This window comes from Sphingomonas sp. JUb134, from assembly GCF_004341505.2.
In the GTDB taxonomy this organism is placed as follows: Bacteria; Pseudomonadota; Alphaproteobacteria; order Sphingomonadales; family Sphingomonadaceae; genus Sphingomonas.
On record NZ_SLYP02000003.1, the window covers coordinates 124,444 to 150,584 of the forward strand.

A 26,141-nucleotide genomic window follows, 5' to 3' on the forward strand; every position below is an offset into this window, starting at 1 on the left:
GGAACTGACCTGACTAGGTGTTTGATCCCACGGTTTGATGGTGCGATCCTTTCGTTGGAATGGAAGGAAGCCGTATGGGACAGGTACGTCACGGGAGCGCCACGACCACGCACGCTGTCCGAGCAGCAATACAGCGATCGCAAGCTTCGCTCGCGACGCTGAGCCGTGAGCTGGGGATCAACCCCAAGACGGTGGCGAAGTGGCGTAAGAGGGCGACGGTCGAGGATCTGAAGACCGGGCCGAAGGCCCCTCATTCAACGACCCTGACCGAGGCGGAGGAGGCAATGGTGGTGGCGTTCCGTCGCCACACGCTGCTGCCGCTCGACGACTGCCTCTACGCATTGCAGCCGTCGCTACCGCACCTGACCCGCTCAGCGCTGCACCGTTGCCTTCAGCGGCACGGCATCTCACGGCTACCGGATGTCGAGGGCGACAAGCCCAAGCGTCAGCGCTTCAAGCGTTATCCGATTGGTTTCTTCCACATCGATATCGCCGAGGTGCAAACTGCCGAAGGAAAGCTCTATCTGTTCGTCGGCATAGACCGCACCAGCAAGTTCGCAGTCACCCAGCTGGTCGACAAGGCCGATAGGCGCACAGCATGGGAGTTCCTCGAACACCTGCTGAAGGCCGTGCCGTACCGGATACACACGATCCTGACCGATAATGGCATTCAGTTCGCCGAGCAGCCGCGCAACCGGAACACCGCCTGGTCGCGCCAGATGCGCTTCGACATGATCTGCGAGGCGAACGACATCGAACACCGGCTCACCAAGCCGAACCACCCGTGGACGAACGGTCAGGTCGAACGGATGAACCGCACCATCAAGGAGGCAACCGTCAAACGCTTCCACTACGAGACCCACGACCAGCTCCGGACGCACCTCGCCGACTTCATGGCCGCCTACAACTTTGCCCGCCGGCTCAAGACGCTCAGCGGCCTCACACCCTACGAATACATCGCCAAGATCTGGACGTCAGAGCCAGACCGGTTCATCGTCGATCCGATCCACCAGATGCCGGGACTGAACACCTAGGAACCGTCGCTCTCGGTTGAGGCACCATGGTTGCCCCGGTGCGTTGACCTCTCTCGAGAGGAGAGTGAAGATGCCCGCAAAGCCCGCCGCCCAGCAGAAGACCGCCGGTGCCGCGCTCAGCGCCAAGCGCGGCGACACCCCGAAGTCGAAGCTGAAAGGTGCCTCCAAGAGCATGGAGGACTCCATGAGCGAGAAGCAGCTGGAGGAGTTTGCGCACACCAAGCGCAAGGGAAAGCCCGAGCACGACAGCAAGGGCTGAACCATGACCGACTTCGCTGCCGCCCGCGCCAGGATGGTGGACGTGCAGATCGCGCGGCGTGGCATTCGCGACGCGGCGGTGCTCGACGCGATGCGCACGGTGCCGCGCGAACGTTTCGTACCGAAGGCGCTTGCCGAATTCGCGTATGAGGACACGCCCCTGCCGATCGGGGCGGAACAGACGATCTCCCAGCCGTTCATCGTGGCGGCCATGATCGAGGCGGCCGAGATCGGGCGGCAGGATCGGGTGCTGGAGGTGGGGGCCGGATCCGGCTACGCCGCCGCCGTTCTCGGCCAGGTCGCCAATCAGGTGTTCGCCGTCGAACGGCATGCGCAGCTCGGCACCGCAGCGGCGGCGCGGATCGAGGCGCTCGGCTACGACAGCGTCCGGATCGAGAGTGGCGACGGCAGCGGCGGACTGCCGGCCGAAGCTCCGTTCGACGCGATCCTGGTGTCCGCGGGCGGGCCGGATGTACCCCATGCGCTGAAGCAGCAACTGGCGGTGGGCGGGCACCTGATCGTGCCGGCGGGAGAACCGGGCGATCAGAAGCTCTGCAAGGTGACCCGCATCACCGAGGATAGCTTCGAGGAGCAGAACCTCGGCGCCGTCACGTTCGTGCCGCTGATCGGCGCCCATGGCTGGCCGGAGGATGGCAGCCGCTCGGCGAGCAATCACACCCCCGGCGCCTCGCGCAAGCAGACGCTGCCGGAGATGATCGCCGAAGCGGCAGAGCCGCTGCCCGCGTTCGACGATCCGGCATTCGGCCGCCTGTTCGATCGGTTCGCGGATCGCCGGGTGCTGCTGCTGGGGGAGGCGAGCCACGGCACCAGCGAATTCTACCAGGCGCGTGCCGCCATCACTCGGCACCTCGTCGAGCACCACGGCTTCACCATCGTCGCGGTCGAGGCGGATTGGCCGGATGCCGCCACCGTCGACCGCTTCGTCCGCCATCGCGAGCCGCGGCCCGGCGCGGAAACGCCGTTCCAGCGCTTCCCCACCTGGATGTGGCGCAACACCGACGTCCAGGCGCTGATCCGCTGGATGCACGCGCACAATGCCGACAGGCCGATGCACGACCGTGCCGGCTTCTACGGGCTCGACATCTACAACATGTCCGGGTCGATTGGCGCGGTGCTCGACTATCTGGACCGGATCGATCCCGAAGCCGGTGCCGCGGCGCGCGAGCGGTACGGATGCCTCACGCCCTGGCAGAAGAACCCGGCGACCTATGGCCGCGCGGCGCTCAGCCGGGGCTATGCCGAGTGCGAGCGGGCCGTGATCGAGCAGTGCCAGGCCTTGCTCCAGAAGCAGCTCGACTATGCGGCGGAGGACGGCGACGATTTCCTGGATGCGGCGCAGAACGCGCGGCTGGTCGCGTCGGCCGAGCGCTACTACCGGATCATGTACTATGGCGGCGCGGAGAGCTGGAACCTGCGCGACACGCACATGTTCGAGACCCTGCGCCATCTGCTGGATGCCAAGGGGCCGGACGCCAAGGCGATCGTCTGGGCGCACAACAGCCACATCGGCGACGCGCGTGCGACCGACATGGGGCAGGTGCGGGACGAGCTGAACATCGGGCAGCTCTGCCGCGAGGAGTGGGGCGATGCGGTCGCGTCTATCGGCTTCGGCACCCATAGCGGCACCGTGGCCGCAGCGACTGACTGGGACGGCGACATGGAGGTGAAGCGCGTCAATCCCTCCCGTCGCGACAGCTATGAGCGGCTATGCCACGACAGCGGCACCGAGCGGTTTCTGCTCGATCTTGCGCCCGGACGGCACGAGGCGCTGCGGCGCGCGTTGGCGGAACCGCGGCTGGAGCGCTTCATCGGCGTCATCTATCGCCCCGACACGGAGCGCTGGAGCCACTATAGCGACGCGGTCCTGCCCGAGCAGTTCGACGCCTATGTGTGGTTCGACACGACCCGCGCCGTGACGCCGCTGGGTCCGGAGCACCATCGCGGCATGCCCGAGACCTATCCGTTCGGCGAGTGACGATCGGCCCACGAGAAGGGCCTGCCCAAGTTTCAGGAGGCACAGATGCACGAGAGCAAATCGGTACGGGTGCACGCATTTGGTGGGCCGGAGGTGCTGCGGGTCGAACCGGTCCCGATCCCCCAGGCCAAGGATGACGAGGTGCTGGTCCGGGTCGCCGCCGCCAGCCTGAATCCTGTCGACTACAAGACGCGCGAGGGCGAGTTCCCGCCGGTCGGCGAGGACGCGCTGCCCGCCATTCTGGGCCGCGACCTTGCCGGGACGATCGAGGCGGTCGGCACCCGTGCGCACTATATGCTTCGCAAGGGCGACCCCGTGTTCGCCTTCATCGGCTTCGATCGCGGTGGGCAGAGCGGATATGTGGTGGTGAAGGCGCTGGAGCTTGCCGCCGCGCCAGCTTCGATCGATCTCGTGCATGCGGCCGCGGTGCCGCTGGCGGGCATGACGGCGTGGCAGGGGCTGTTCGACCACGGCGGCTTGCAGGCGGGGCAACGCGTGCTGATCCATGGCGGTGCCGGTGGCGTGGGACACCTCGCCGTCCAATTCGCCAAGGCAAAGGGCGCGACGGTGTTCGTGACCGCGGGGACGGGCGATCTCGACTATGTCCGCTCGATCGGCGCGGATACGGCGATCGACTACAAGAACCAGCGGTTCGAGGACGTCGCGACCGACATCGACCTCGTGCTCGACCTGGTCGGCGGCGAGACGCAGACCCGGTCCTTTGCCGTGCTGCGCGACGGTGGCACGCTCGTCTCCACGCTCGATGTCGCCGAACCCGACAAGGGCAGGGACCGCAACATCCGCGTGCCGGAACGCTGGCTGGCACAGGTCAACACGAAGCAGCTCGGCGAAATCGCGGCGCTGATCGACGCGGGCAAGGTGAAGGTCGAGGTTGCCGCGGTGTTTCCCGTCGAAGACGCGCCCTCTGCATACGAGCGGCTGGAGAAGGGCCATGTCCGCGGAAAGATCGTGCTGACCTTCTAAATCAGCGGCGCGGGCGGTCGGTCAGCACCGGCATAGGACTCAGCCGTTCCCCTTCGATGCGGATGCCGCGGGCTCCTGCTCAGCCGGCTCGGGTGCCACGAAGCTGATCTGGCCCAGGCGCCAGGATCGTTCCGGATCCCCAGTCCAATAGGTTGCGGGATACACCTTTTGTGCAGGAGGCGTCGCGCCGATCACTTGCGCGTGGATGATCCGGCCGGTTTCGCGCAACCGGACCTCCGCGCCCGGGAAGCGGGCTCTGAGTAGCTGGTCTATGGCGGCGGCATCTTCGGCGATCTTCGGACTGTCGAGAGCCCGCGGCGTTCCGTCCACCAGCTCGGCCGTTGCCGCACAAAGGGCGCGCAATCCGTCGTTGAGGATGTCCAGAGCAATGATGCCGGCCGCTACGGCATCGGCCCACCAATAGCCGAGCCCGATCCCGATCACGCCACCGATCCCGGCGATGCCGGTCATCCAGTTCGCCTTCTGGGTCTGCGCGTCGGTAAACAGCGTCTTGTCGTTGAGTGCCCTGGCCAGCGGCAGCTTCAGCCGGCCGAGCACCAGCGGCACCACGATCGAATAGATCTGGGCTGCGACCATGACCCAGCCGAGCCATAATTCGTGACCAAAGACGTCGATGGCACCGATGGTGGCATGTTCCTGCGCGAACAGGCTCATCGCGGAGTTCACCAGCAAGCTTCCACCGAGCGCCGTCAGCGCTGCCGCCGCGATGGCGAAGGCGAGGCTGGGCGCGCGCTGGAAGCCGTTCGGAAACCGGTTTGTCGGCGCCCAGCGCTCAACCCGGACGGCGACCAGGAACACGATCGGCGGGATCAGGCTCAGGCAATCCTCGATCCAGGCCGTCTTCATCGTCTGGCTGGATCCCATTGCCGCGCCCATCACGGCGATCACGCTGATCGTCCAGGCGATCGACCACCATTCCAGCCGCTCGGCGCGGCGCATCAGCGGCACGAGCGCTTCGGGCAGGGCGTTGCTCATCGTGCCACCTTCCTTGCCTCTCGTTGCACCAGCATGATCCATGCATTCTCGCCGTTGCGTGTCACCGCATGGTCGTTCAGCGTGCTTGCCGCTGCCGTCTCGGACGCGAGCGGGGGACCAAGCGTGACGCGGGTCTTCCAAGGTGTGTCTTCGGCGAAACGCCCGCCGACCACGATGTCGAGGTCGCCGGCTTCCAGTCGCAGCAGCAGCGCCTCTTGCCCGTCGCGGGTCACGGCCGGGTTCGCCCCGGTGTCCTTCGCCAAGGCCGCGATCAGGGCGTCGGCACGGCGGATGCTCTGGAGATCGGCGCCCTCGACCATTCCGACGTGCAGGACCCGTTCTCGCCGGATGCGTTTCAGGCTGCCGTCCGGATCGCGCGGGATGTCCCCGCAGCTGGCCAACAGAAAGAAGAAGAGGGGGAACAGGGCTCGCATGCGCCACCCCATATCGGATTTCGCCCGATTACCGAATCAGGCGGAAGCCGAGCTGGCTGCGGTCCTCGGAAAAGGGCGGAACGATACGCCGCCAGGCTTGCATTCTGTCGACCGTGATACCTGCCCCGGGCACCAGCCGCCCGTCGCCGGGAGCAGGGTGCGCCTTCGCGACCTGCTCCCGGGCACCCGCCTCAATCGGGCAGCGCATAGGCGATCAGCGCGTCGCTGACCGGCGTTTCCATGAAGTGGTGTCCGCCCGCCATGATCACCAGATACTGCTTGCCGTTCGCTTCATAGGTCATCGGCGTCGCCTGGCCGCCGCCCGGCAGCACATCCTGCCAGATCGTCTTGCCGGTGCGCAGGTCGATCGCCCGGATCAGATTGTCGGTGGCCGCGGCGATGAACACCAGTCCGCCGGCGGTCACCACCGCGCCACCGTTGTTGGGCGTGCCGATGGTGAAGGGCAGCATCGAGGGAATACCGAACGGCCCGTTGGTGCGTGCGGTCCCGAACGCACGATCCCAGATGATCTTGCCGTCGGCCATGTTGATCGCCCGGATGCCGCCATAGGGAGGCTCCTTGCACAGCATGCCGGTGCCGTTCTTCGAGAACGGCCAGAACTTGTTGCGCCAGCCGGCATTCACGTCGACCGCATAGGGCGTGTTCGCCTGCGGATCGCCGGCACCCTCCGCGCCGCCGATGTCGCCGCGCGCCTGATCGCGCGGCGCCCAGCCCCGCTTGTTCGCCTCGGCGCGGGGCACCAGCGTGACGTAGTTGGGCATGTCGTTGTAATTGGCGACGATCACCCCGCGCTGTGGATCGACCGCGATGCCGCCCCAATCGGTGCCGCCGTTATAGCCGGGGTATTCGATCGAGTGACGCCCGGCCTCGGGCGGCGTGAAGAAGCCCTTGTAGCTCGCCTTACGGTACTGGATGCGGCAGATCATCTGGTCGATGGGCGACATGCCCCACATGTCGCGCTCGGCCAGGTCGGGCTTGCGCAGCGTGTGCCACAGCGACACCGGCTGGGTGGCGGCGCGCTGCTCCGGCTCGACGCCGCCCGAGGGGGCGCGGATCGCGCCCACCGGCGTCAGCGCACGACCGTTGCGGCGGTCGAGCACATAGATGTCGCCTTGCTTCGACGGCAGCACCAGCGCCGGAGTGCCCTTGAAATCGACGAGCGTCGCCTGTGCGCCGAAGTCATAGTCCCATACGTCGTTGCGCACCGCCTGGAAGCGCCAGCGGGGCTTGCCCGTGGTCACGTCGATCGCGACCAGCGAGGTTGCGAACCGCTTCTCCTCCGGCCGGCGCAGGCTGGAGTAATAATCCACCGCCGCATTGCCCATCGGAAGATAGACCAGACCCAGCTGCTCGTCGCCCGAAGCGATCGTCCACATGTTGGGGGTGCCGCGTGCCCAGGTCTGGCCCTCGGGCGGATAGCCGCTCCACTGCGGGTTCATCATGTCCCACGCCCAGCGCAGCTGACCGGTGCGCGCGTCGAAGCCCTGGATCACGCCAGAGGGCGCCCAGCGGTCCTGTCCATCGAGCACCTGATGCCCGGTCACCAGCACCCCGCGCACCAGCGTCGGCGGCGAATTGATCGAGACGAAGCCCGGCGGCACCTCTCCCATGCCGACCTTCGCGTCCGTCTGGCCGTTGGTGCCGAAGTCCGGGCAGAGCCGGCCGCTGCGTGCATCCACGGCGATCAGGCGCGCGTCGAGCGTGCCTTCGATGATCCGGGTCGCACAAACCTGGTCGGCTGCCATGCCCGGAACCGCATAATAGACGACGCCGCGGCACGCGGCGGTATAGGGAATTGCCTCGTCCGGCACCTTGGGATCGTAGCGCCAGCGCTCCCGGCCGGTCGCCGCCTCCAGCGCAATCATGATATTCTTGGGGGTGCACAGATAGAGCGTGTCGCCGATCTTCAGCGGCGTCGTCTCCGCGCCATAGGTGTTCCGGATTTTCTCCGACTTCGGCAGGTCGCCGGTGTGGATCAACCACGCTCGCTCCAGCTTGCCGACGTTTGCCGGATTGATCTGCGCCAGCGGCGAGTAGCGCCGGGCGCTGTACGTGCCGCCATAGGCCGGCCAGTCGGCGCCGACCTGCTGACCGGACGGATCTGCCATCCCGGCGGTGCCGGGTGCGGGCAGCTGGCTCCAGATCGGATTGGGCGCATTGGCGTCCGCCACCCACAGGTTCACCCCGGTGACCAGCACCGCCGCCGCCACGCCGCCCAGCGCCAGCTGCCAGCGGTTACGCCGCCAGCTCAGCGTCGGCATCACGAGCAGCACGGCGACCAGCAGCACGACGGGCGCGACGATCCGCGGCACCAGCGCCCAGGCATCCGGACCCGATTCCCACCATGCCCATATGAAGGTGACAGCAACGATGCCGAGATACAGCCAGCCGCCGGCAAGCCGCCCCTTGATGAGCAGAGCGCCTGCCACCGCCATCGCGACGCCGACGACCAGATAATAAAGGGACCCGCCCAGCATGGCGAGCCATGCGCCTCCTGCCGCCAGGATCAGTCCGATCAGCGCGATCACGGCGCCGACGACGATCGAACTCCAGCTACCCCAGCGGCGTGTTTCTGGACCCGCCTGCACTTGCGAAGGGGGACTGCCGAAGGAAGAGGTTCTGGAGTCGGTCACGACGGGGCTCCTTCACGACGACCGTTGCCGCGCAAGCTATGCTGCTTCACCAGCGCGCAGCGCCCTTTCCGGTCGGATCGAAGTCTGAGTTGCTGCAAGGGACCTGGGACCATAGTCGCAAGATCAGCTATGGGTTGGATCGGCCAAGATCGCCTCGGGTGCGTCGTCGTGGTCATGCTCGCCCTCCTCAACGGATGGAGAATGGACGGAGTTTGCATCCGTTCCATGAATGGCTTTGACCGGCAGAGTATTTGGGTGCTGCTGACAGGTGACGTTCTCCCTGTTTTTTCATCCAAGCTGAGTGAGAGTTTTCCGGCCCTTTAAAGCCTGTGTGCAAGGAGCTGGGACATGAAGAAGTCGAGGTACACGGAAGAGCAGATCGCGTTCGCGCTGAAGCAAGCGGAGACCGGCACGCCGGTGGCGGAGGTGATCCGGCGGATGGGGGTATCCGAGCAGACGTTCTACCGCTGGAAGAAGGTGTATGGCGGGCTGGGTGTGGGCGAGTTGCGGCGGGTGAAGCAGCTCGAGGACGAGAACCGCAAGTTGAAGCAGCTCGTCGCGGACCTGAGCCTCGACAAGCACATCCTGCAGGACGTGCTCGCAAAAAAGCTCTGACGCCTGGGCGGCGGCGCGAGATTGTCGCGCACGTCCAGGCGTCCCATGGCATCAGCGAGCGGCGCAGTTGCCTCGCGCTCGGCGTCGACCGCTCGTCGGTGCGCTACGTGTCGCACAAGCCAGACCAGGCTCCTCTGCGGCTGCGCATCCGCGATCTGGCGGCGGCACGGGTGCGCTACGGCTATTTCCGGATCTATATTCTACTGCGGCGGGAAGGCTGGCTCGTGAACCACATGGCGTAATCAGGAGCGGTGCTCGTTGGGATAGCCTGTCGTCCCCTGAAGAGGAGGACGGAAGATGACCTGCTATGTTGGCCTAGATGTGTCGATGAAGGAGACCGCGATCTGCGTCGTGGACGAAACGGGCGATCGCATATGGGACGGTAAGTCGCGAACGGACCCGGACGCTATTGCGGCCGTGCTGGCGCGGAGGGCCGCAGGAGCCGTGAGGATCGGTATCGAGACGGGCCCGATGACCGTGTGGTTGTGGCACGCATTGACCGAGCGAGAGCTGCCGGTGGTGTGTCTTCATGCCAGGCATGCTGCGGCAGCGCTGAAGCTGCAGATGAACAAGACGGACCGCAACGACGCGTTTGGGTTGGCACGGCTGGTCCGCTCGGGCTGGTACCGGCCGGTCGCTGTTCGCTCGATGGATACGCACCGGTTGCGTGCGCTCCTGATCACGCGAGACCAGCTGGTCGGCATGAGCACCGCGCTCATCAACAAGATACGCGGCCTGGCGAAGACTTTCGGCATTCTGGTCGGACCCGGAAAGGGTGGCACCTTCGAACGTCAGGTCCGGGCAACGCTGCCGGACGATCCGGTGGTCGCCGCACTGTTCGAGAGCCTACTGGCGATGCTGAGCACATTGCGGGAGCAACAGCTTGCCATTGCCAAGCAGCTCGGCCGGGTTGCCCGGCAAAGCGGCGCCTGCCGCTTGATGATGACGATGCCCGGCGTCGGACCGCTGACGGCCGTCAGCTTCATGACCACCATCGAGGATCCTCACCGGTTCCGACGCTCGCAGGATGTCGGCGCCTATCTCGGTCTCACTCCGCGTCGCTACCAGTCGGGCGAGGTCGACATCAACGGCCGCATCTCCAAGTGCGGAGATCGTCTCACCCGCAAGCTGCTGTTCGAAGCGGCCAATGTCATGCTGTCGCGGACCTCGCAGGCGTCGGCGCTGAAGGACTGGGCTGCCGCCATCGGCCGGAGATCGGGCTTCTGGAAGGCGCGCGTTGCGCTGGCCCGCAAGCTGGCGGTGATCCTGCACCGGATGTGGATCGACGGGCGAGGCTTTGACCCAAAGGTGACTGCCATGGCCTGATATCTGCTTTCCGAGCTGCCGCCCCGCCAGGGTGCGGCCACGGCCATCTCGTGACCCGCTTCGTGACCATCTGGAACACGGGAACCACATCGAGAGGCCGGCGATCTGGCGCCATGCTGAGGCTGGACCCGTCCTGACCTCGAAGACGACAACGATGCGCAAAAGAAGATCGACTACGAGCACCTTGGCAAACGGCTTGACCGATTAGACGACAAGCGTGTGTACCGGCTGTATCGGGAGGATGGATTGAGCCTTCGGCTCAGGCGGCCCCGCCGCAACGTCAGCGCCGCGAACCGCGAGCGCCAGCCGGCGGCATCGGCGCCGAACGAGATGTGGTCGATGGACTTCGTCTCGGACGCGCTGTTCGACGGTCGCCGGCTGCGAGCGCTAACGGTGGTCGACGCCTTCACGCGCGAGGCTCTGGCGATCGACGTCGACCAGGGCATCAAGGGCGAGCAGGTGGTGACCGCGATGGCGCGGATCGCTTCGGTGCGTGGTGCGCCGAAGACCATCAGGGTGGACAACGTCCTGGGTCACGAAGGAAAGCGAGATTTGGTCAACAGATCTCTATGCGCCGACATTGAGCGGCGAGGCATGCATTCTGAGCCAGATGGCTTCCACCGTCAACGGGATCGCTCCCTGCCATAGCAAACACAGGATCCAGCGGCGCCGAAGCGGCCGTGGTCCTCACCGTCCTTAGAACGAGATACGCACCCAGGTGGAAGGCCCGAACATTATCTACAGGGTCGCTTTCGCGCCCTCACGGCACTTGCAGAGAGGGGTCCTTCCACCTGGCATCCGACCGTTCAAGGAACGGTCGGTACTCTGTCCCCGTCTTGATGACGGCATGGGCAACGCGCGCCATCTTGGCGGTGAGCGCCGTCATCGCCTTGCGGCGACGATCGGCATCGTCCGCGTGCCCGGCAGTGTATCGTCCGAGCTTGTCGCGGAAACTGTTGTTGCGCTGACGTGCGGCGACCTGGGCAGCCATCCAAAAGGTCCGCCGCAATCGCGCATTACCGTATTTGGACAGCATCGTGCGGCCTCGGAATGTGCCGGACTGCCGGGTCGCAAGATCAAGACCGCAGAACTTCAGGAACTGGCGGTGATGGCTGAAGCGGCGTAGATCGCCTGCCTCGGCGAGAATGGTCAACGCATTGATGGGCCCAATGCCGGGGATCATGCGCAAGAGCTGATAATCGCGGTTTTCGGCCAGCATGGCATGCGCCGTTCGCTCGATCTCGTCGCGCTGTCGGATCAGGTTGCGTGCTTGGGCGATCACCATGCGGAACATAGCGATCGAGACGGAATCCTCGTCGACAGGTAGCGCCACGGAGGCGCAGGCGGTCTCGTAGATATCGTTGATCAGCCGGGCTTTGGACACCTTGCGGCCGACCAAGTCCCATGCTTCGCGGGAGAAAGTCTCCTGGCCGAGCACAGTCATGCTGGCTGGGGTCGGGAATCGTTCGAGCAGAGCAAGGAACCAGTCGGATCGGCTGTTGCCAGCGAAGCGTTCAATCTCCGGGAAATAGAGCGGCAGGTAGTGGGTCAGGATGCGATGCCATGTCTGCGTCTTAGCCTTGGAGATCGCCTCGTGCGTTTTCGACATCTCCTGCAGGTCGTTGATCCCGGCGGCGAGCGGATCGACGTATCGCTGGGTGGCGCCAATCCGCAGCATGTGCAGGATCACTTGCGCATCCTTGGAATCGTTCTTGTCCCAGCCATTGTGCAGAGCCTCGCGCGTTCGAGCCAAGGCAACGGACGAGATCAAGCGCAACTCGAAGCCGGCGGACAGCAGGCGATGCGCCAGCGTGCGATGGTAGTTACCAGTAGCCTCGAAGCCGACGATGATCGGACGCCCGATGTCGCTAAGATCCGTGGCCAAGCGATCATAATCTGCCTTTGTCGCCATCACCGTCATGCGACGTCGGCGTCCGCCTTCTGGACGTTCGATCAGGACCTCCTGGCGGTGTTTGGACATATCGATGGCTACCAGCACGGCGTCGGTGGGATTAGAGCTACGCTTGGTCATGGTCGGTCTGTCTCCAAAGGGTTGAGTCGACAACTTCACTTTAGAGACCTGCGGGCCGATCATGACCGCCTTGATGAAGCCTGCGGGCGCTACGCGCCCTTGCCTTCATCAAGGCGGTGCGCCCCTTCGAGGGGCCGCTTCCCAATGTGCTATGGGCCGGAGTTCATCTCGAAGGCGCTCGACCGCTGGGCCTATGAAAACGGCGTCACGCTCGACTTTTCGCGGCCGGGCAAGCCTACCGACAACGCCTTCGTCGAAAGCTTCAATGGTCGCCTGCGCGACGAGTGCCTGAACAGCCACTGGTTCCTGTCGCTGGCTGATGCCCGGATCAAGATCGAGGCTTGGCGGCGGGACTATAACGAGAGCCGTCCTCACACGGCTCTTGGCTGGCTGACGCCAGCTGAATATGCTGCATCCGCCGGGGTTAACCCCGGCGGATGCAAGCCGGAAGCTCGCATCACGCCCGGATGAGAAACCGGGGGACCGTCATGCAAGCCGGAAGCTCGCATCACGCCCGGATGAGAAACCGGGGGACCGTCACTGCGATGCTCCCGACTAACTGTGTGAGCACGCGCGGTCACCAGGAAAGCATCGTCATGGCGACCATCGCGGGCTTAAGCCACCGCTCTAGTCACCTGAATCTAAAGTTCGCCGCATAACGTACGGTCTGCGGCTTGGCAGAAGCGCTTTACGGAGGCGAGTATCTCGTCGGCGGACTTGGTCCATCGGTAGGGCTTCGGGTTCTCGTTGTGGCGCTCGATGAAGGCACGGATGTCCTGCTCGAGCTGATTGGTGGAGGTATGGACGCCGCGGCGCAGTTGCTTGCGGGTAAGTTCGGCAAACCAGCGCTCGACCTGGTTGATCCACGAAGCCGAAGTCGGCGTGAAATGCACATGATAGTGCGGCCTGCGGGCGAGCCAGGCCCGGACGAGCGCGGTTTTGTGGGTCGCGTAATTGTCCATGATGATGTGGACATCGAGATCGGGCGGCACCTGGGCGTCGATCTGCTTAAGGAAGTCCAGAAACTCGGCGGCGCGATGACGCTTGTAGCATTTGCCGATCACGAACCCCGAAGCGATGTCGAGCGCTGCGAACAGCGAGGTCGTGCCGTGACGGACGTAACTGTGAGTGCGCCGCTCGGGTACTCCTGGCATCATCGGCAGGACCGGCTGCTCTCGATCGAGCGCCTGGATCTGGCTCTTCTCGTCGACGCTGAGCACCAACGCGCGGTTAGGCGGGGAGAGATAGAGCCCGACAATGTCGCGGACCTTTTCCACGAACAGGGGATCGCTCGACAGCTTGAACGTCTCCGACCGATGCGGTTGCAGCCCAAAGGCCGACCAGATGCGCCGGATCGTCGTGTGGGAGAAGCCGGTCGCACCCGCCATCGAGCGTATCGACCAGTGGGTCGCGTCAGTTGGCGTGGAGCGGAGTGTGCGCTCGATCACGGCAGCAACCTGATCATCGTCGATCGTTCTCGGTCGTCCGGGCCGAGCCTCGTCCATCAGTCCCTCAACTCGGTCCTTCAGGAAGCGCCGTCGCCACTTACCGACTGTGTGCTCGTGCACGCCCAACTCAGCAGCGACAACCTTGCTCTGAATACCGTCCGCACAGCGAAGGATAATACGGCACCGCTCCGACATCGAGCGAGACACCCGCCGCCGGCGAACCTGCCGCTCCAGATAGTCCCGCTCCTCCGCCTCCAACACCAGAGGCATCGTCGGTCGGCCGCCCGCGTTCGCCATGCCAAGCTCCTCATCAGCGGAGCCAGCATACAATGCGACTTACTTCAGTTCCAGGTGACTAGGATCGAGCTTTCATAAAGCTCGTCAGGACCAGAACCGGCGTGAAACAACGACGACGCTAGATCTGGCGAAAGGTATAACGCGTGGTAGGCCTTCGGAACGTCTCCGGGGCGAGTGCTCGCGTGATCGGTGGAAGCGAACGATCCGGACAGTCTGGGCGCTCGCATAGATGGCAGGCCGGACCGATCGGTGTTGTTCCGCTCGCCGCGGCTGCGTATCCGATCCGATCGGCGTGGCGCGCCTCACAGCCCAGAACCAGCAGCGTCGGTTCTGTATCTGCGGGCGCGCTGATCGCCCGTGCCCAGGTCAGATATCTCGCATCGTCCGGCAACACGGCCAAGTCGACCACTGTCTCCCCAGGCCGGCGTATTGCCCGGTGGACGCGCCAGCGTGGGCAACCGCCACCGAAGCGGGCAAAGGGCGTGCTTGCCTCCGCGAAACGCTTGGCAACATTGCCGGCAACATCCAGCTTGAGAAAGAACAGCGGGACGCCTCGCGCACCCGGTCGATCAAGCGTGGTCAGCCGGTGTGCGACCTGCTCGATCGACGCGCCGAAGCGATGTGAGAGGAGGTCGAGGTCGTATCGACTTGCTTCGGCGGCGGCGTGGAAGCGGGCATAGGGCATTACCAGCGCGGCCGCCGCGTAGTTCGTCGCGATCTGGAAGGCGAGCGCTCGCGTTTCCGCATTGGGCGGACCGGCGATCACAACGGCAGCAGCGATAGCCTCGCTCAACTCCACTTGCGCCAGCTGCACGGCGATGCCGAACAGGCGGCTCGCGGCCGAGAGCTGTTCCGAGAGCATCAAACGGCGCCGGTGCAAGTCGTAGTGGCGTAGCGCGCCGGGAAGAACCTCCATCGGGACGACCCGAACAGTGGTGCCATGTTGTTCGCGCAATCGCGCTACCATCGCCTCGCGCAGCACCTCCGGATCGTCGCAGATGCCCAGCGATAGCGCCTCCGCCGCTTCGTCCAGCTCGGGAAGATGATTGCGACGCCGGTCTAGCCAGTCGCGCGACCAGGCGAGGGGCGAGGACAGGCGGGTATCTGACGCGCCCGCCGTTTCGACCCGGGCGGGTAACTGGCGCAGGTCCGCAAGTGCGCGGTACAGCCGCTTCACCGCCTCCGCGACGCCGGGGTAGTTTTCTGCGACTTCCAACACCTCCTGGCGGCCGATGCCGATCTCGCGGACTAGATCGTCAGCAAAGATCTCGTGCAGGTCGCTCGCCGCAGCTTCGTTCGCGCCCGCCACAAAGCCGCGCACGTCGATGTCATAGGTGTCCGCCAGTCGCAGCAGCATCTGCGCGGTGAGAGGACGCTGGTTCCGCTCCAGATGGTTGAGGTAGCTCGGCGAGACGCCCAGTTCCTCCGCCATGCGCGTCTGATTGATGCCCAGCTCGCGCCGGAGCATCCGCAGGCGCGGTCCGAGATAAAGCTTCCGATCGCGATTTGGCGCCACACTGTCGGTTTGTCATCATACGACAACGTGATCAAGTCACGATCTGACCCATCGTCAATATCCGTCCTTCCGATCCGTACGGGGCCCGTTCACCACCGCCTACGACTTACGGAGGGATCAATGATCTATCAGGACCTTGTCGCGGAATTGGTGGGTTTGATCGCGCGCCACGGGAATTGGAACGGCATCGCAGCGGAGGCAGCTGCGCGAATGCGGCTCCAGAACCGCTTCGACTGCGGGCTCGACATCGCGCGGCATACGGCGCGGATCATGCGGGCGGACATGGCAGCGTTCGACGCTGACCCGGCGCGGTACACCCAGTCGCTCGGCTGCTGGCACGGCTTCATCGGCCAGCAGAAGGTCATCAGCATTCGCAAGCATTTCGGCTCCACCGCGCGCCGGTATCTCTACCTGTCGGGCTGGATGGTGGCGGCGCTCCGGTCCGAGTTCGGGCCGCTTCCCGACCAGTCGATGCACGAGAAGACCAGCGTTCCCGCACTGATCGAGGAGCTCTACACCTTCCTGAAGCAGGCGGACGCACGCGAGCTGGGGTTGTTGTTCCGTGACCTCGACGCCGCGCGGGCCACCAACGACCACGCACGCGAGCGCGACCTGCTGGAACGTATCGACGCGTTCGAGACGCATGTCGTGCCGATCATCGCCGACATCGACGCCGGCTTCGGCAATGCCGAGGCGACCTATCTCCTCGCCAAGAAGATGATCGAGGCGGGCGCCTGCGCGCTCCAGATCGAGAACCAGGTGTCGGACGAGAAGCAGTGCGGCCACCAGGACGGCAAGGTCACCGTCCCGCATGAGGACTTCATCGCCAAGATCCGCGCCTGCCGCTACGCCTTCCTCGAATTGGGCGTGGAGGACGGGATCATCGTCGCCCGCACTGACTCACTCGGCGCGGGGCTGACCAAGCAGATTGCCTATAGCCGCGAACCGGGGGACCTCGGCGGCCAGTATAATGAATTTCTCGACTGCGAGGAGGTCAGCGACCTCGCGGCCCTGCGCGGCGACGTGCTGATCGAACGGGACGGACAGCTGGTCCGGCCCAGGCGGCTGCCGTCCAACCTGTTCCAGTTCCGCGAGGGCACCGGTGCGGACCGGGTCGTGCTCGACTGCGTGACGGCACTCCGGCATGGCGCCGATCTGCTGTGGATCGAGACGGAGAAGCCGCATATCGAGCAGATCGCGGCCATGACCGACCGCATCCGCGCGGTTGTTCCCGACGCCAAGCTGGTCTACAACAACTCGCCCTCGTTCAACTGGACGCTGAACTTCCGCCAGCAGGTGTTCGACGCCTGGACGGCGGAGGGGCGCGATCTCGCCGACTACGAGCGCGCGGCGCTGATGAGCGTAATCTATGACGGGACCGAGCTGGCGCGCGAGGCGGACGAGAGGATCCGGACGTTCCAGCGCGACGCAAGCGCGCGGGCGAACATCTTCCACCACCTTATCACGCTGCCGACCTATCATACCGCGGCGCTCAGCACCGACACCCTCGCCCGCGACTATTTCGGGGAAGCGGGAATGCTTGGCTATGTCGCCGGCGTGCAGCGTCGCGAGATCCGCGACGGCATCGCCTGCGTCCGGCACCAGAACATGTCCGGCAGCGACATCGGCGACGACCACAAGGAATATTTCGCCGGGGATTCCGCCCTGAAAGCCGGCGGCGTTCACAACACCATGAACCAGTTCGCCTGAAGGAGAGGAAGCATGACGACCGACACCATCCAGCCCACCCCCGCTCGCGCCCGAGCCGTCTTCTCCAACGAGGATTTCGGTCTGCTCAGGAAAGCGGTGATGCACTACCTGAAGCAGCCGGAGGTTCAGGACGCGCCGGAGTCGGTGAAGTACGTCAACCTGTTCCACCGGCTAGGCCGACTGGGTTGAGCCGAGGGACGATGACAACCTATTGCGATCGGGCGGGGCTGCGTGTCGCTGGAGTGCTGGCGGCCTTTGTGGAGGCGCGGGCATTGCCGGCGACAGGCATCGCGCCCGACCGGTTCTGGGCGGGGGTGGCCGCGATCTTTCAGCGGTTCGCGCCGGAGAACCGGGCGCTGCTGGCGCGGCGCGACGAGTTGCAGGCAGCGATCGACGCGCGTTACGCAGCAGGCGAAGCGGTGGATGAGAGTTTCCTGCGCGGCATCGGCTACCTGGCGGACGAGCCCGCGCCGTTCCGCATCGATACCAGCGGCATCGATGCGGAGGTAGGACAGTTGGCCGGGCCGCAGCTGGTCGTGCCGGTGCTGAACGCGCGCTTCCTGCTCAACGCGGCGAACGCCCGCTGGGGCAGCCTTTATGACGCGCTGTACGGCACAGACGCGCTGCCGGGTACGGCGCCTCCGGGCGGCTACGATGCCGGGCGTGGGGCGCAGGTGATTGCCTGGGCCAGGCAGTTTCTGGACCGCACCGTTCCGCTGGCGAGCAAAAGCTGGGCCGAGTGGAGCGGTGATGCGCCCGACCTCGCCGACCCTCGCCAGCTGATCGGCCGGTCCGGCGAGAACCTGCTGCTGCGCCACAACGGTCTGCACATCGAATTGGTGATCGACCGCACACACCCGATCGGCCGGAGCGATCCGGCCGGGATCGCGGACGTGCTGCTCGAATCGGCGCTGACGACGATCGTCGACCTGGAGGACTCTGTCGCGGCAGTGGACGCGCAGGACAAGGTCGCGGGCTATGCCCACTGGCTGGGCGTGATGTGCGGCGACCTGACCGTCATGTTCGAGAAGGGTAGCAGGCGCTTGGAGCGGCGGCTTGCTGAGGACCGGCGCTACGTCGCTCCGGATGGGATCGAGCTGGTCCTGCCTGGCCGCTCGCTGCTGTTCGTGCGCAACGTCGGCCACCTGATGACCACGCCAGCGCTCCTGCTGCCGGATGGCAGCGAGGCACCGGAAGGCATTCTCGACGCGATCGTCACCAGCCTGGTCGGGCTGCACGACCTCATGGGGCTCGGCCGTCGGCGCAACAGCCGTGCGGGGTCGATCTACATCGTCAAGCCCAAGATGCACGGGCCGGAGGAATGCGCCTTCACCGACCGTCTGTTCGACGCGGTGGAGGACCTGCTCGGCCTCGCGCGCCACACGATCAAGGTCGGCGTCATGGACGAAGAGCGACGCACCTCCGCCAACCTCGCCGCCTGTATCGCCGCCGTCCGGCACCGGATCGCGTTCATCAACACCGGCTTCCTCGATCGTACGGGAGACGAGATGCATACCGCGATGCATGCCGGCCCGATGATCCGCAAAGGCGAGATGAAGGAAGCGACGTGGATCCGCGCCTATGAGGATCGCAACGTTCAAGTCGGCCTGGCTTGTGGACTGGCTGGACGGGCGCAGATCGGCAAGGGCATGTGGGCGGCGCCCGACCGCATGGCGGACATGCTGGCGCACAAGGCGGCACATCCGATGAGCGGCGCCAGCACCGCCTGGGTGCCGAGTCCGACCGCGGCGACGTTGCACGCGACGCACTACCACGCGATCAAGGTGGCGGACCGCCAGGCGGCGCGGGCCGGGGAAGTGGTGGCCCCGATCGCCGACCTCTTGACCGTTCCGGTCGCGACCAGGCGGAACTGGCGGCCCGAAGAAGTGCGGGCCGAACTCGACAACAATGTCCAGGGTATCCTGGGTTATGTGGTTCGCTGGATCGACCAGGGCGTGGGCTGTTCCAAGGTGCCGGACATCCACGATGTCGGCCTGATGGAAGATCGCGCGACGCTTCGGATCAGTGCGCAGCACTTGGCGAACTGGCTGCTTCACGGCGTTGCCACGCACGAGCAAGTGGATGCGGCCTTCGCCCGTATGGCGGCGAGGGTGGATGGGCAGAATGCCGGCGATCCGCTGTACCGGCCGCTCACACCCGACAGTTTCGCGATGCAGGCGGCAAAGGCGCTCGTGTTCGAGGGTGTCGCCCAGCCGAACGGCTACACCGAGCCGCTGCTACATCGATTCCGTCTTCAGGCAAAAAGTGCGGGGAATATGCACTCGAAGTCTGCGGCTTAGCGTCGGTACTGAACTGCGGCGATTCGCAACTTGAAGAAGATGCTTCTTTCAGCCGTGTCACCGGCGGGCTGTCTGACGGGTGCTGCGAAGCGCCCACACCCGACCAGCCAGCCCACCTCACCCGGCCTACAGCTTCGCCGTCAGTTCCGGCACGACTGTGAACAGATCTCCCACCAGGCCGATGTCGGCGACCTGGAAGATCGGTGCGTCCTCGTCCTTGTTGATCGCGACGATCACTTTGGAGTCCTTCATGCCCGCCAGGTGCTGGATCGCGCCGGAGATGCCGACCGCGATGTAGACTTCCGGTGCGACGATCTTGCCGGTCTGGCCGACCTGATAGTCGTTGGGAACATAGCCCGCATCCACCGCCGCGCGGCTCGCGCCGACGCCCGCGCCCAGCTTGTCGGCAAGCGGCTCGATCAGTTCGTGGAACTTCTCGCCAGAGCCGAGTGCCCGGCCGCCCGAAACGATCACCTTGGCGCTGGTGAGCTCGGGGCGTGCATTCTCGGCAAGTTCGGAGCCGACATAGGTGGACACACCCTTATCGCCCGTCGAAGTGACGGGCTGGACCGTGCCCGACCCGCCAGTTGCGGCCGCCTTGTCGAAGGCGGTGGTGCGGACGGTTACGACCTTCTTGGCGTCGCTCGTCTGCACGGTGGCGATCGCGTTGCCGGCATAGATCGGGCGGGTGAAGCTATCCTCGCCCTCGACTGACAATATGTCGCTGATCTGCATCACGTCGAGGAGCGCGGCGACACGCGGCGCGATGTTCTTGCCCGTGGTGGTCGCAGGCGCAACGAAGGCATCGTGGTTCCCCATCAGCTGAACCACCACCGGGGCGACATTCTCGGCCAGCGCATGTGCATAGGCGGCATCGTCGGCGACATGCACCGTGCCCGAGCCAGCGATCTGCGCGGCAGCCTGGGCAACGCCGTCCACTCCCTGCCCGGCGACGAGCAGGTTCACCTCGCCCAGCTTCGACGCGGCGGTGACCGCGGCGAGTGTGGCATCCTTTACCGTCGAACCGTCATGCTCGACCCAGACCAACGTTTTCATGCTTCCGTTCCTTCAGCCACTCCCACCCGTTCGCGTCGAGGAGGCATTGAGCCTGTCGAAATGCCGTTTCGAAACACGTCCACCTGGAGGCGGGGCCCTTCGAGACGGGTCTTCGACTTCGCTCAGCCCCTCCTCAGCAAACGGGGAGGGGAGGATCATCCTTACTTTGCGATGCCCATCGCCTGGAGCTTCATCGCCAGTTCGTCGACATCGGCTACCTTGATGCCCGCCTGGCGCTTGCCAGGCTCGACCACCTTGAGCGTTTTGATACGCGGGGTGACGTCGACGCCGTAGTCGGCCGGCGTCTTCTGGGCGAGCGGCTTGCTCTTAGCCTTCATGATGTTGGGCAGAGAGGCATAGCGCGGCTCGTTGAGGCGCAGGTCGGTGGTGACGATCGCGGGGAGGGTGAAGCGGTCGGTTTCCAGCCCACCATCCACCTCACGCGTCACGGTGACGCTGTCCGCCGCCAGCGTCACCCTCGAGGCGAAGGTACCCTGGCCCCAGCCGAGCAGCCCCGCCAGCATCTGTCCGGTCTGGCTGTTGTCGTCGTCGATCGCCTGCTTGCCCAGAACCACGAGGCTAGGCTGCTCCTCCTCGACGATCTTCGCCAGGATCTTGGCGACGCCCAGCGGCTCCACCTTCTGCTCACTGGTGACCAGGATGGCTCGGTCGGCGCCCATGGCCAGCGCGGTGCGGGGCGTGTCCTGCGCCTTGGGCTCACCGATCGAGACCACGACCACTTTGGTGACGCCCGACTTTTCCTTCAGCCGGATCGCCTCTTCGACGGCGATCTCGTCGAAGGGGTTCATGCTCATCTTGACGTTGGCGAGGTCGACGCCCGACCCGTCCGCCTTCACGCGAGGTTTCACATTGTAGTCAAGCACCCGCTTGACAGATACCAGCACCTTCATCGGAACCTCTCCTCAGAACGTCAGCCGAGCGCCAAGCGACAGAACCACCGCGTGCGCATCCTCCAGCGACCCGTCGGTCACGATCGGCGTCTGCACCGCCGTGCCCGCATAGGCGGCGGTGATCCGGTCGATGGTCGAGTCTTTAAAGTCTACATAGTTCGCGGCGGCGTCGATCGACAGGCCCGGGATCAGCTTGAACGTCGCGCCGGCGCCATAATTCCACCGGTCGGAATCCGGCACGCGCGCGTCGCGATCGCCGTCACGTGTGGGGGTAATGGCATGCTGCACGCCCGCGCGCAGCGTCACGGTCGGGGACACGGCATAATCCACACCGCCCGCCAGACTCCAGCTGTCGCGATAGTTCTCGGGAATGGCCGTGTTGATCGCCGCGCCGAGCCGGATCGCGTCGAACTTGCTCCAGGTATAGCGGACCACCTGGGTATTCAGCGTCAGCGCATCGGACGCGCGGAAGCGGCTGCCGACGATGATCTGCGCGGGCGTGTAGAAGGACGCCCGCGCATCGGAAACAGTACGGTTAGAGGCGGCGAGCGGACCCGCAAGGCCGGAGATTTCCAGCTCGCCCTTCAGATGATGCTCGATGGCCGACTTGTACGCGATGCCCACGGTCGCCCACTAATGATGGAGCTGGACACCCGCCGTCCAGCCGAGATCCCAGCCGTCGCCGGCGAGCCGCTGTTCCCCATCGGGCAGCGCGGCCGACAGGTTCGGCAGCTTGTTGCTGAGGCTGGCGTCTGTGTACTCGACATTGACCGCGCCGCCGACCCGCAGCCAGTCGGTCAGCGCGATGCCAAGCGATGGTTGGATGTCGATCGTCCTCAGCCGTGTGCGATCCGCCGAATAGCGAGCCCAGCTGTTCTCGTCATAGTTGGTTGTGAAGCTGTACGGCGACGTCACCGCTAGGCCCACGGCGATGCGATCGGTCAGCGGCAGGGCGATCGCGCCCGACGGCAGCACCGAAAGTGAAGAGGAACTGCGGGGCATCCAGGAAGTGGCCGACTTCTTGGGAATTACGCCGCGAACGCTCAGGTTCTACGAGGATCGCGGCCTGATCGAACCGCGCAGGATCGGAACGGTGCGCATCTACACCAAGCGCGAGACGGGCCGGATGCAGCTGATCCTTCGCGGCAAGCGCCTTGGCTTCTCGCTCCGCGACATCCAGGAGTTCCTCGATCTGTACGAAGCCGATCCGCAGCACGTCGAACAGATGAAGTCCCGCGCAGATCGCCCCGACGACGGCGAACTCAACATTGCTCAGCGACGAACGCCGGCTTCAGGCGCGTCACCAGTGCCGATACGAAGCGACCAAACGTTCGAGACCTAATCCAATTTAACATAATCCTTGCTATCGGACCCAGCTTCAAGCCGAAGAGGGCCGTGTCCCCTGCGAGACACGGCCCCGTACGGTGCAACGCTCAGAACTGGAAGTTGACGGCTAGCGCATAGGTGCGGCCGAAATAGGCCGTGTACAGCGGGTCCTGGCGCGTGGTGTCGACCGTCAGCCGGTTGGTCTCGTTGGTGATGTTCGAGACTTCCGCGATCAGCTTGAGGTTTTCGCTGATGTTGTAGGAAGCCGAAGCGTCCACGAAGATCGAGCTGGCGTTGGACGTCGAGTCCGCATCGACCGAACCGCTCGGCACCGCCGTGAGGAACGACGACCGATAGTTCACGGTAGAGCGGATGCTGAACTTCTCGTCCTCATAGTACAGCGTGCCGCTGGCGGTTTCCGGTGAGAGACCGACGAGCGGAGCCGTGCGCGTGAGGGTCGGCGAGATGATGTAGTCGATGTTCGAGCGCACCCGCGTGAAGTTCGCCAGCGCCCCGAAGTTGCTGAGCGCCCCCGGCAGGAAGCGGAACGGCAGCTGTACGTTCACTTCCCAGCCGCGCAGCGGACCGCCGGGGGTGTTGTTGCTGCGCTGGACGGTGAACAGGTCGGTCGGCCGCAGCTGCGTTCCCGACAGCAAGCTCAGCGGCAGGCCGATGTCCTCGAAGGGAACCTGGGTGCTCGTCGTCTGGATATAGGTTTCGATGTTCTTGTAGAAATAGGCGACCGAAATCAGCGATCCCGGAGCGAAATACCATTCGAGCGAGCCGTCGAAGGTGTTGGCCCGGATGGGGTCCAGGAACGGGTTGCTGAAGGAGGCCGTCTGGATCACCAGATTGGCGGAACCGGCGGGGATCAACTGGCCATAGGAGGGGCGCGACATCACCCGCGCTGCCGACACGCGCGCGATCAGGTCCGGCGTGATGTTCAGGGCCAGGTTGATCGACGGCAACCAATCCTCGTAGGAGCGGCTAACCTCGGAAATCACGTACATCGATGGGTAGGTCGAACCGGGGGGCGACGCGGTGGTGATCGGACCATAGGTGTTCAGCCCGGTGTGGACATAGCGGACACCGGCATCGCCCCGCAGGGTGAACGGCAGGATGTTCTCCGTGTCGAACTTGAACATCAAATAGCCCGAGCCGTAGGTCTCCTTCACGCCACCATAGGTTCCCTTGGCGCATTCCAGATTGCAGTAGACATAGTCGTCCAGACCGACCGCCGAGCGGAACTTGTCCGGATCGATCGAAACGAAATCCTGCAGTTGCCCGTCGAGGTTCTTGCCCACCCCGCTCGTCACGAAGGTGAGGCTTGAGAGGGATACGCCAGTCGGCAGTTCGAGCGGTGTGTTGGTGGCGAGTTGCCGTTCCCGCGCGGTGTAGCTGTTGGTACGATATTGCCCGCCAACCTGCACGGTGAACTGCGACGCAGCCTCCCACTCACCGTTCAGCTCGAAGGTCTTGCTCGTGATCTTGTTGCGCCGGATGAAGTTCGACAATTGGCCGCGCTGGTCGCCGGTGGGGAGCGGTGGGCCATACTGAAACAGCGCGGCGTTCGTCGTGTCGATCCCATAGGTGATCTTGGGAATGTCCGGATTGTCGCGGAAGTCGATCGAGAAGTCGCGCGTATCGTTGGAGTCGATCGCCACCTGCAGGCGGTCCACGTCGAGCACCGACTGGTTGATCCCCGCCAAGCCGAAAAGCCGGAAGGTGTCCGAAAAGCGATGGTCGAAGTTGAAGTTCACCTGCTTGTAGGTGGAGGTGAAGCGCTCGTCCTGCATTTCCGAGCGAAGATCGACGCCGTCGAAGAGGCCGTGGACCAGTGAGCCATTCTCGTCGACTTCGATGTCGCGCACGGAGGTGAGCGGTTGGCCGTTGTTCGAAATGGCGCGACCGAAGGAACGCGCGTCGAACATGGTGTCGAGCCGATGGACCTTGAATCGGGAATAGAGCCCGTCCAGCGAGAAGTCGGTGTCGTCGGTCGGCTTCCACTGCAGGGTGAGCGACCCTGCCAGGCGCTCCTGGTTCTGGCTGCTCTTCACGGGGCGCGGCAGGCGCGGCAGGTACACGCCGCCGCCTGGTTTGCCGTTCACCCCCGTACGGCTCATGATGTAGTCGTACGCAGCCGCCGTGCCGGTGCGCGGATTGTTGGTGCTGCAGTTGTTGGCGTCGGCGCCGATCGGCGTGCCGTTCGGCTGCGTATAGCCGGGCACCGGGCTGGTCGTCGGAACGCCGTTATAGACATAGCCTACCGGCGTGCAGAACGGGAAGATCATGCCTGCGTTGGCCGTGCCGGCCGGCTGGGCCAGGCCATAGACGGTCGTCGGGACGACATCGACCGCCGAATAGGCGTATTCGTCGATGTGCCGCTTCGAATAGGCGATGCTTCCAAGCACGCCGAACGTGTCGCCGAACTTCTTTGAGACCAGCGCGGAGAGGCGCGGATCCACCTTCTTGCGGATGTCGTTGTAGATGCCGCGGGCGGTGCCCGTCAGGACCAGGTCGTCACCGCGCTGATCGAACGGCTTCGGCGCACGCAGGTCGACCGTCGCACCCAGCGACCCCTCCTCCACATCGGCAGACAGCGTCTTTCGCACGGAGAGAGCAGAGAAGATCTCGGTCGGGAAAGTCACGAAGTCGAATGAGCGCCCGCTCGCGACGCCGCCACGAATGTCGCTTCCGCTGACCTGCGAGACGCCTTCCATGCCGTTGATGCGCACACGGGTGAATTGCGCACCGAGACCGCGGACGGAGATGTTGCGTCCCTCGCCGCCGTCGCCTCGCGATAGCGCGACGCCCGGGATGCGCTGCATGGACTCGGCCAGGTTCGAGTCCGGGAACTTGCCGATGTCCTCGGCAACGATGCTGTCGATTGCCGCGGTCTCGTTGCGCTTCGCGTTGAGGGCGCTGTTGAGCGACGCGCGGAATCCCGTGACGACGATGTCGGTTTGCGGAGCGCCGTCGGTTGGCTCCTGTGGGGCTTGTGTGGAAGCCGCCGCTTGGTCCGCCTGCCCCGCCTCGGGCACGCCCACATCGCTCGTCACTCCCGCGGCAGCGGTTTGGGCCTGCGCCTGGATCGCGGCCGTGAGTAGCGGAATGAGAACACTGGTTGAAAGGAGCAAACGATTCTTGTTGCCGCTGTTGAGCCTCACGCCGCCTCTCCCTGTTATACCCGGCGCCCTTGATGGACGTCCTTGGCAGTGATGTGCCGATTACCGGCATCAATCCTGCTG

The 26,141-nt window shown here is 64.9% G+C and carries 16 protein-coding genes and 6 pseudogenes; 12 read left to right on the forward strand and 10 right to left on the reverse strand.

From position 1 onward, the window contains the following. Positions 1–74 precede the first annotated feature (74 nt). From EDF69_RS18855 to EDF69_RS18870, 4 genes are all read left to right on the forward strand, one after another. Positions 75–1,034, forward strand: a complete 960-nt coding sequence (locus tag EDF69_RS18855) for an IS481 family transposase (RefSeq protein ID WP_035386709.1) — start codon at positions 75–77, stop codon at positions 1,032–1,034. Between the two features lie 70 nt (positions 1,035–1,104). Then, positions 1,105–1,293 carry a DUF3008 family protein gene (locus EDF69_RS18860; protein WP_132884456.1) on the forward strand — a complete coding sequence of 63 codons (189 nt, stop codon included), beginning with the start codon at positions 1,105–1,107 and terminating at the stop codon, positions 1,291–1,293. A gap of 3 nt (positions 1,294–1,296) precedes the next feature. Next, positions 1,297–3,288, forward strand: coding sequence for a protein-L-isoaspartate(D-aspartate) O-methyltransferase (locus EDF69_RS18865; protein WP_184117147.1), 1,992 nt, complete (start codon positions 1,297–1,299; stop codon positions 3,286–3,288). 45 nt (positions 3,289–3,333) lie between these two features. Then, a complete protein-coding gene (locus EDF69_RS18870) occupies positions 3,334–4,272 on the forward strand; it encodes an NADP-dependent oxidoreductase (protein WP_204991472.1) in 939 nt (312 codons plus the stop codon). Positions 4,273–4,311: 39 nt separating this feature from the next. Here the strand turns inward: EDF69_RS18870 and EDF69_RS18875 are convergent, their stop codons facing one another. From EDF69_RS18875 to EDF69_RS18885, 3 genes are all read right to left on the reverse strand, one after another. Beyond that, positions 4,312–5,268 carry a cation transporter gene (locus tag EDF69_RS18875; protein WP_204991473.1) on the reverse strand — a complete coding sequence of 319 codons (957 nt, stop codon included), beginning with the start codon at positions 5,266–5,268 and terminating at the stop codon, positions 4,312–4,314. Further along, complete coding sequence (locus EDF69_RS18880) at positions 5,265–5,702, reverse strand: hypothetical protein (protein WP_125960852.1); 438 nt, start codon at positions 5,700–5,702, stop codon at positions 5,265–5,267. Before EDF69_RS18880 ends, EDF69_RS18875 begins: the two co-directional genes overlap by 4 nt. Before the next feature lie 191 nt (positions 5,703–5,893). Beyond that, complete coding sequence (locus EDF69_RS18885) at positions 5,894–8,356, reverse strand: membrane-bound PQQ-dependent dehydrogenase, glucose/quinate/shikimate family (protein WP_425336697.1); 2,463 nt, start codon at positions 8,354–8,356, stop codon at positions 5,894–5,896. Between the two features lie 348 nt (positions 8,357–8,704). Between EDF69_RS18885 and EDF69_RS18890 the strand changes: the two are divergent. The 3 genes and pseudogenes from EDF69_RS18890 to EDF69_RS18900 form a co-directional block, all read left to right on the forward strand. Further along, positions 8,705–9,204 (forward strand): annotated as a pseudogene (locus tag EDF69_RS18890) (transposase); the annotation flags it as partial. Positions 9,205–9,268: 64 nt separating this feature from the next. Further along, positions 9,269–10,297 carry an IS110 family transposase gene (locus tag EDF69_RS18895; protein WP_204991311.1) on the forward strand — a complete coding sequence of 343 codons (1,029 nt, stop codon included), beginning with the start codon at positions 9,269–9,271 and terminating at the stop codon, positions 10,295–10,297. Between the two features lie 201 nt (positions 10,298–10,498). Continuing rightward, a pseudogene (locus tag EDF69_RS18900) lies at positions 10,499–10,822 on the forward strand (DDE-type integrase/transposase/recombinase); the annotation flags it as partial. A gap of 213 nt (positions 10,823–11,035) precedes the next feature. Here the strand turns inward: EDF69_RS18900 and EDF69_RS18905 are convergent. Further along, positions 11,036–12,329, reverse strand: a pseudogene (locus tag EDF69_RS18905) (IS110 family transposase). A 153-nt stretch (positions 12,330–12,482) separates the two neighbouring features. Between EDF69_RS18905 and EDF69_RS18910 the strand changes: the two are divergent. Beyond that, a pseudogene (locus tag EDF69_RS18910) lies at positions 12,483–12,800 on the forward strand (integrase core domain-containing protein); the annotation flags it as partial. A gap of 170 nt (positions 12,801–12,970) precedes the next feature. Here the strand turns inward: EDF69_RS18910 and EDF69_RS18915 are convergent. Then, positions 12,971–14,074: an IS630 family transposase gene (locus tag EDF69_RS18915; RefSeq protein ID WP_132884640.1), complete on the reverse strand. Its 1,104-nt coding sequence runs from the start codon at positions 14,072–14,074 to the stop codon at positions 12,971–12,973. A gap of 118 nt (positions 14,075–14,192) precedes the next feature. After that, positions 14,193–15,590: a short-chain fatty acyl-CoA regulator family protein gene (locus tag EDF69_RS18920; protein ID WP_132883708.1), complete on the reverse strand. Its 1,398-nt coding sequence runs from the start codon at positions 15,588–15,590 to the stop codon at positions 14,193–14,195. 120 nt (positions 15,591–15,710) lie between these two features. Between EDF69_RS18920 and EDF69_RS18925 the strand changes: the two genes are divergently transcribed. Genes EDF69_RS18925 through EDF69_RS18935 form a run of 3 tightly spaced genes read left to right on the forward strand, consistent with a single transcriptional unit; the run spans position 15,711 to position 19,600 of the window. Beyond that, positions 15,711–17,300, forward strand: coding sequence for an isocitrate lyase (locus EDF69_RS18925; RefSeq protein ID WP_132883707.1), 1,590 nt, complete (start codon positions 15,711–15,713; stop codon positions 17,298–17,300). A gap of 12 nt (positions 17,301–17,312) precedes the next feature. Further along, positions 17,313–17,489, forward strand: a complete 177-nt coding sequence (locus tag EDF69_RS18930) for a hypothetical protein (protein WP_165890034.1) — start codon at positions 17,313–17,315, stop codon at positions 17,487–17,489. A gap of 11 nt (positions 17,490–17,500) precedes the next feature. Continuing rightward, positions 17,501–19,600, forward strand: a complete 2,100-nt coding sequence (locus EDF69_RS18935) for a malate synthase G (RefSeq protein ID WP_132883706.1) — start codon at positions 17,501–17,503, stop codon at positions 19,598–19,600. Between the two features lie 126 nt (positions 19,601–19,726). On the opposite strand, the gene EDF69_RS18940 is transcribed toward EDF69_RS18935, so the two are convergent. The 3 genes and pseudogenes from EDF69_RS18940 to EDF69_RS18950 all read right to left on the reverse strand — a co-directional run. Then, entirely contained in the window at positions 19,727–20,656 is a 930-nt protein-coding gene (locus EDF69_RS18940; RefSeq protein ID WP_132883705.1) for an electron transfer flavoprotein subunit alpha/FixB family protein, read from the reverse strand. Positions 20,657–20,817: 161 nt separating this feature from the next. Beyond that, complete coding sequence (locus tag EDF69_RS18945; protein ID WP_132883704.1) at positions 20,818–21,567, reverse strand: electron transfer flavoprotein subunit beta/FixA family protein; 750 nt, start codon at positions 21,565–21,567, stop codon at positions 20,818–20,820. 12 nt (positions 21,568–21,579) lie between these two features. Beyond that, positions 21,580–22,542: pseudogene (locus EDF69_RS18950) on the reverse strand (OmpP1/FadL family transporter); the annotation flags it as partial. Here EDF69_RS18950 and EDF69_RS18955 point away from each other — a divergent pair. Then, positions 22,499–22,813: pseudogene (locus EDF69_RS18955) on the forward strand (MerR family transcriptional regulator); the annotation flags it as partial. The pseudogenes EDF69_RS18950 and EDF69_RS18955 overlap by 44 nt on opposite strands. Before the next feature lie 187 nt (positions 22,814–23,000). Here EDF69_RS18955 and EDF69_RS18960 read toward each other — a convergent pair. Further along, on the reverse strand, positions 23,001–25,952 hold the full coding sequence (locus EDF69_RS18960) for a TonB-dependent receptor (protein ID WP_165890033.1): 2,952 nt from the start codon (positions 25,950–25,952) through the stop codon (positions 23,001–23,003). Positions 25,953–26,141 lie beyond the last annotated feature (189 nt).

Coding starts and splice junctions, on each gene's coding strand:
- EDF69_RS18930 (WP_165890034.1), top strand. CDS start 17,313: ATGACGACCGACACCATCCAGCCCACCCCCGCTCGCGCCCGAGCCGTC.
- EDF69_RS18945 (WP_132883704.1), bottom strand. CDS start 21,567: ATGAAGGTGCTGGTATCTGTCAAGCGGGTGCTTGACTACAATGTGAAA.
- EDF69_RS18925 (WP_132883707.1), top strand. CDS start 15,711: ATGATCTATCAGGACCTTGTCGCGGAATTGGTGGGTTTGATCGCGCGC.
- EDF69_RS18855 (WP_035386709.1), top strand. CDS start 75: ATGGGACAGGTACGTCACGGGAGCGCCACGACCACGCACGCTGTCCGA.
- EDF69_RS18865 (WP_184117147.1), top strand. CDS start 1,297: ATGACCGACTTCGCTGCCGCCCGCGCCAGGATGGTGGACGTGCAGATC.
- EDF69_RS18880 (WP_125960852.1), bottom strand. CDS start 5,702: ATGCGAGCCCTGTTCCCCCTCTTCTTCTTTCTGTTGGCCAGCTGCGGG.
- EDF69_RS18915 (WP_132884640.1), bottom strand. CDS start 14,074: ATGGCGAACGCGGGCGGCCGACCGACGATGCCTCTGGTGTTGGAGGCG.
- EDF69_RS18860 (WP_132884456.1), top strand. CDS start 1,105: ATGCCCGCAAAGCCCGCCGCCCAGCAGAAGACCGCCGGTGCCGCGCTC.
- EDF69_RS18935 (WP_132883706.1), top strand. CDS start 17,501: ATGACAACCTATTGCGATCGGGCGGGGCTGCGTGTCGCTGGAGTGCTG.
- EDF69_RS18870 (WP_204991472.1), top strand. CDS start 3,334: ATGCACGAGAGCAAATCGGTACGGGTGCACGCATTTGGTGGGCCGGAG.
- EDF69_RS18875 (WP_204991473.1), bottom strand. CDS start 5,268: ATGAGCAACGCCCTGCCCGAAGCGCTCGTGCCGCTGATGCGCCGCGCC.
- EDF69_RS18940 (WP_132883705.1), bottom strand. CDS start 20,656: ATGAAAACGTTGGTCTGGGTCGAGCATGACGGTTCGACGGTAAAGGAT.
- EDF69_RS18895 (WP_204991311.1), top strand. CDS start 9,269: ATGACCTGCTATGTTGGCCTAGATGTGTCGATGAAGGAGACCGCGATC.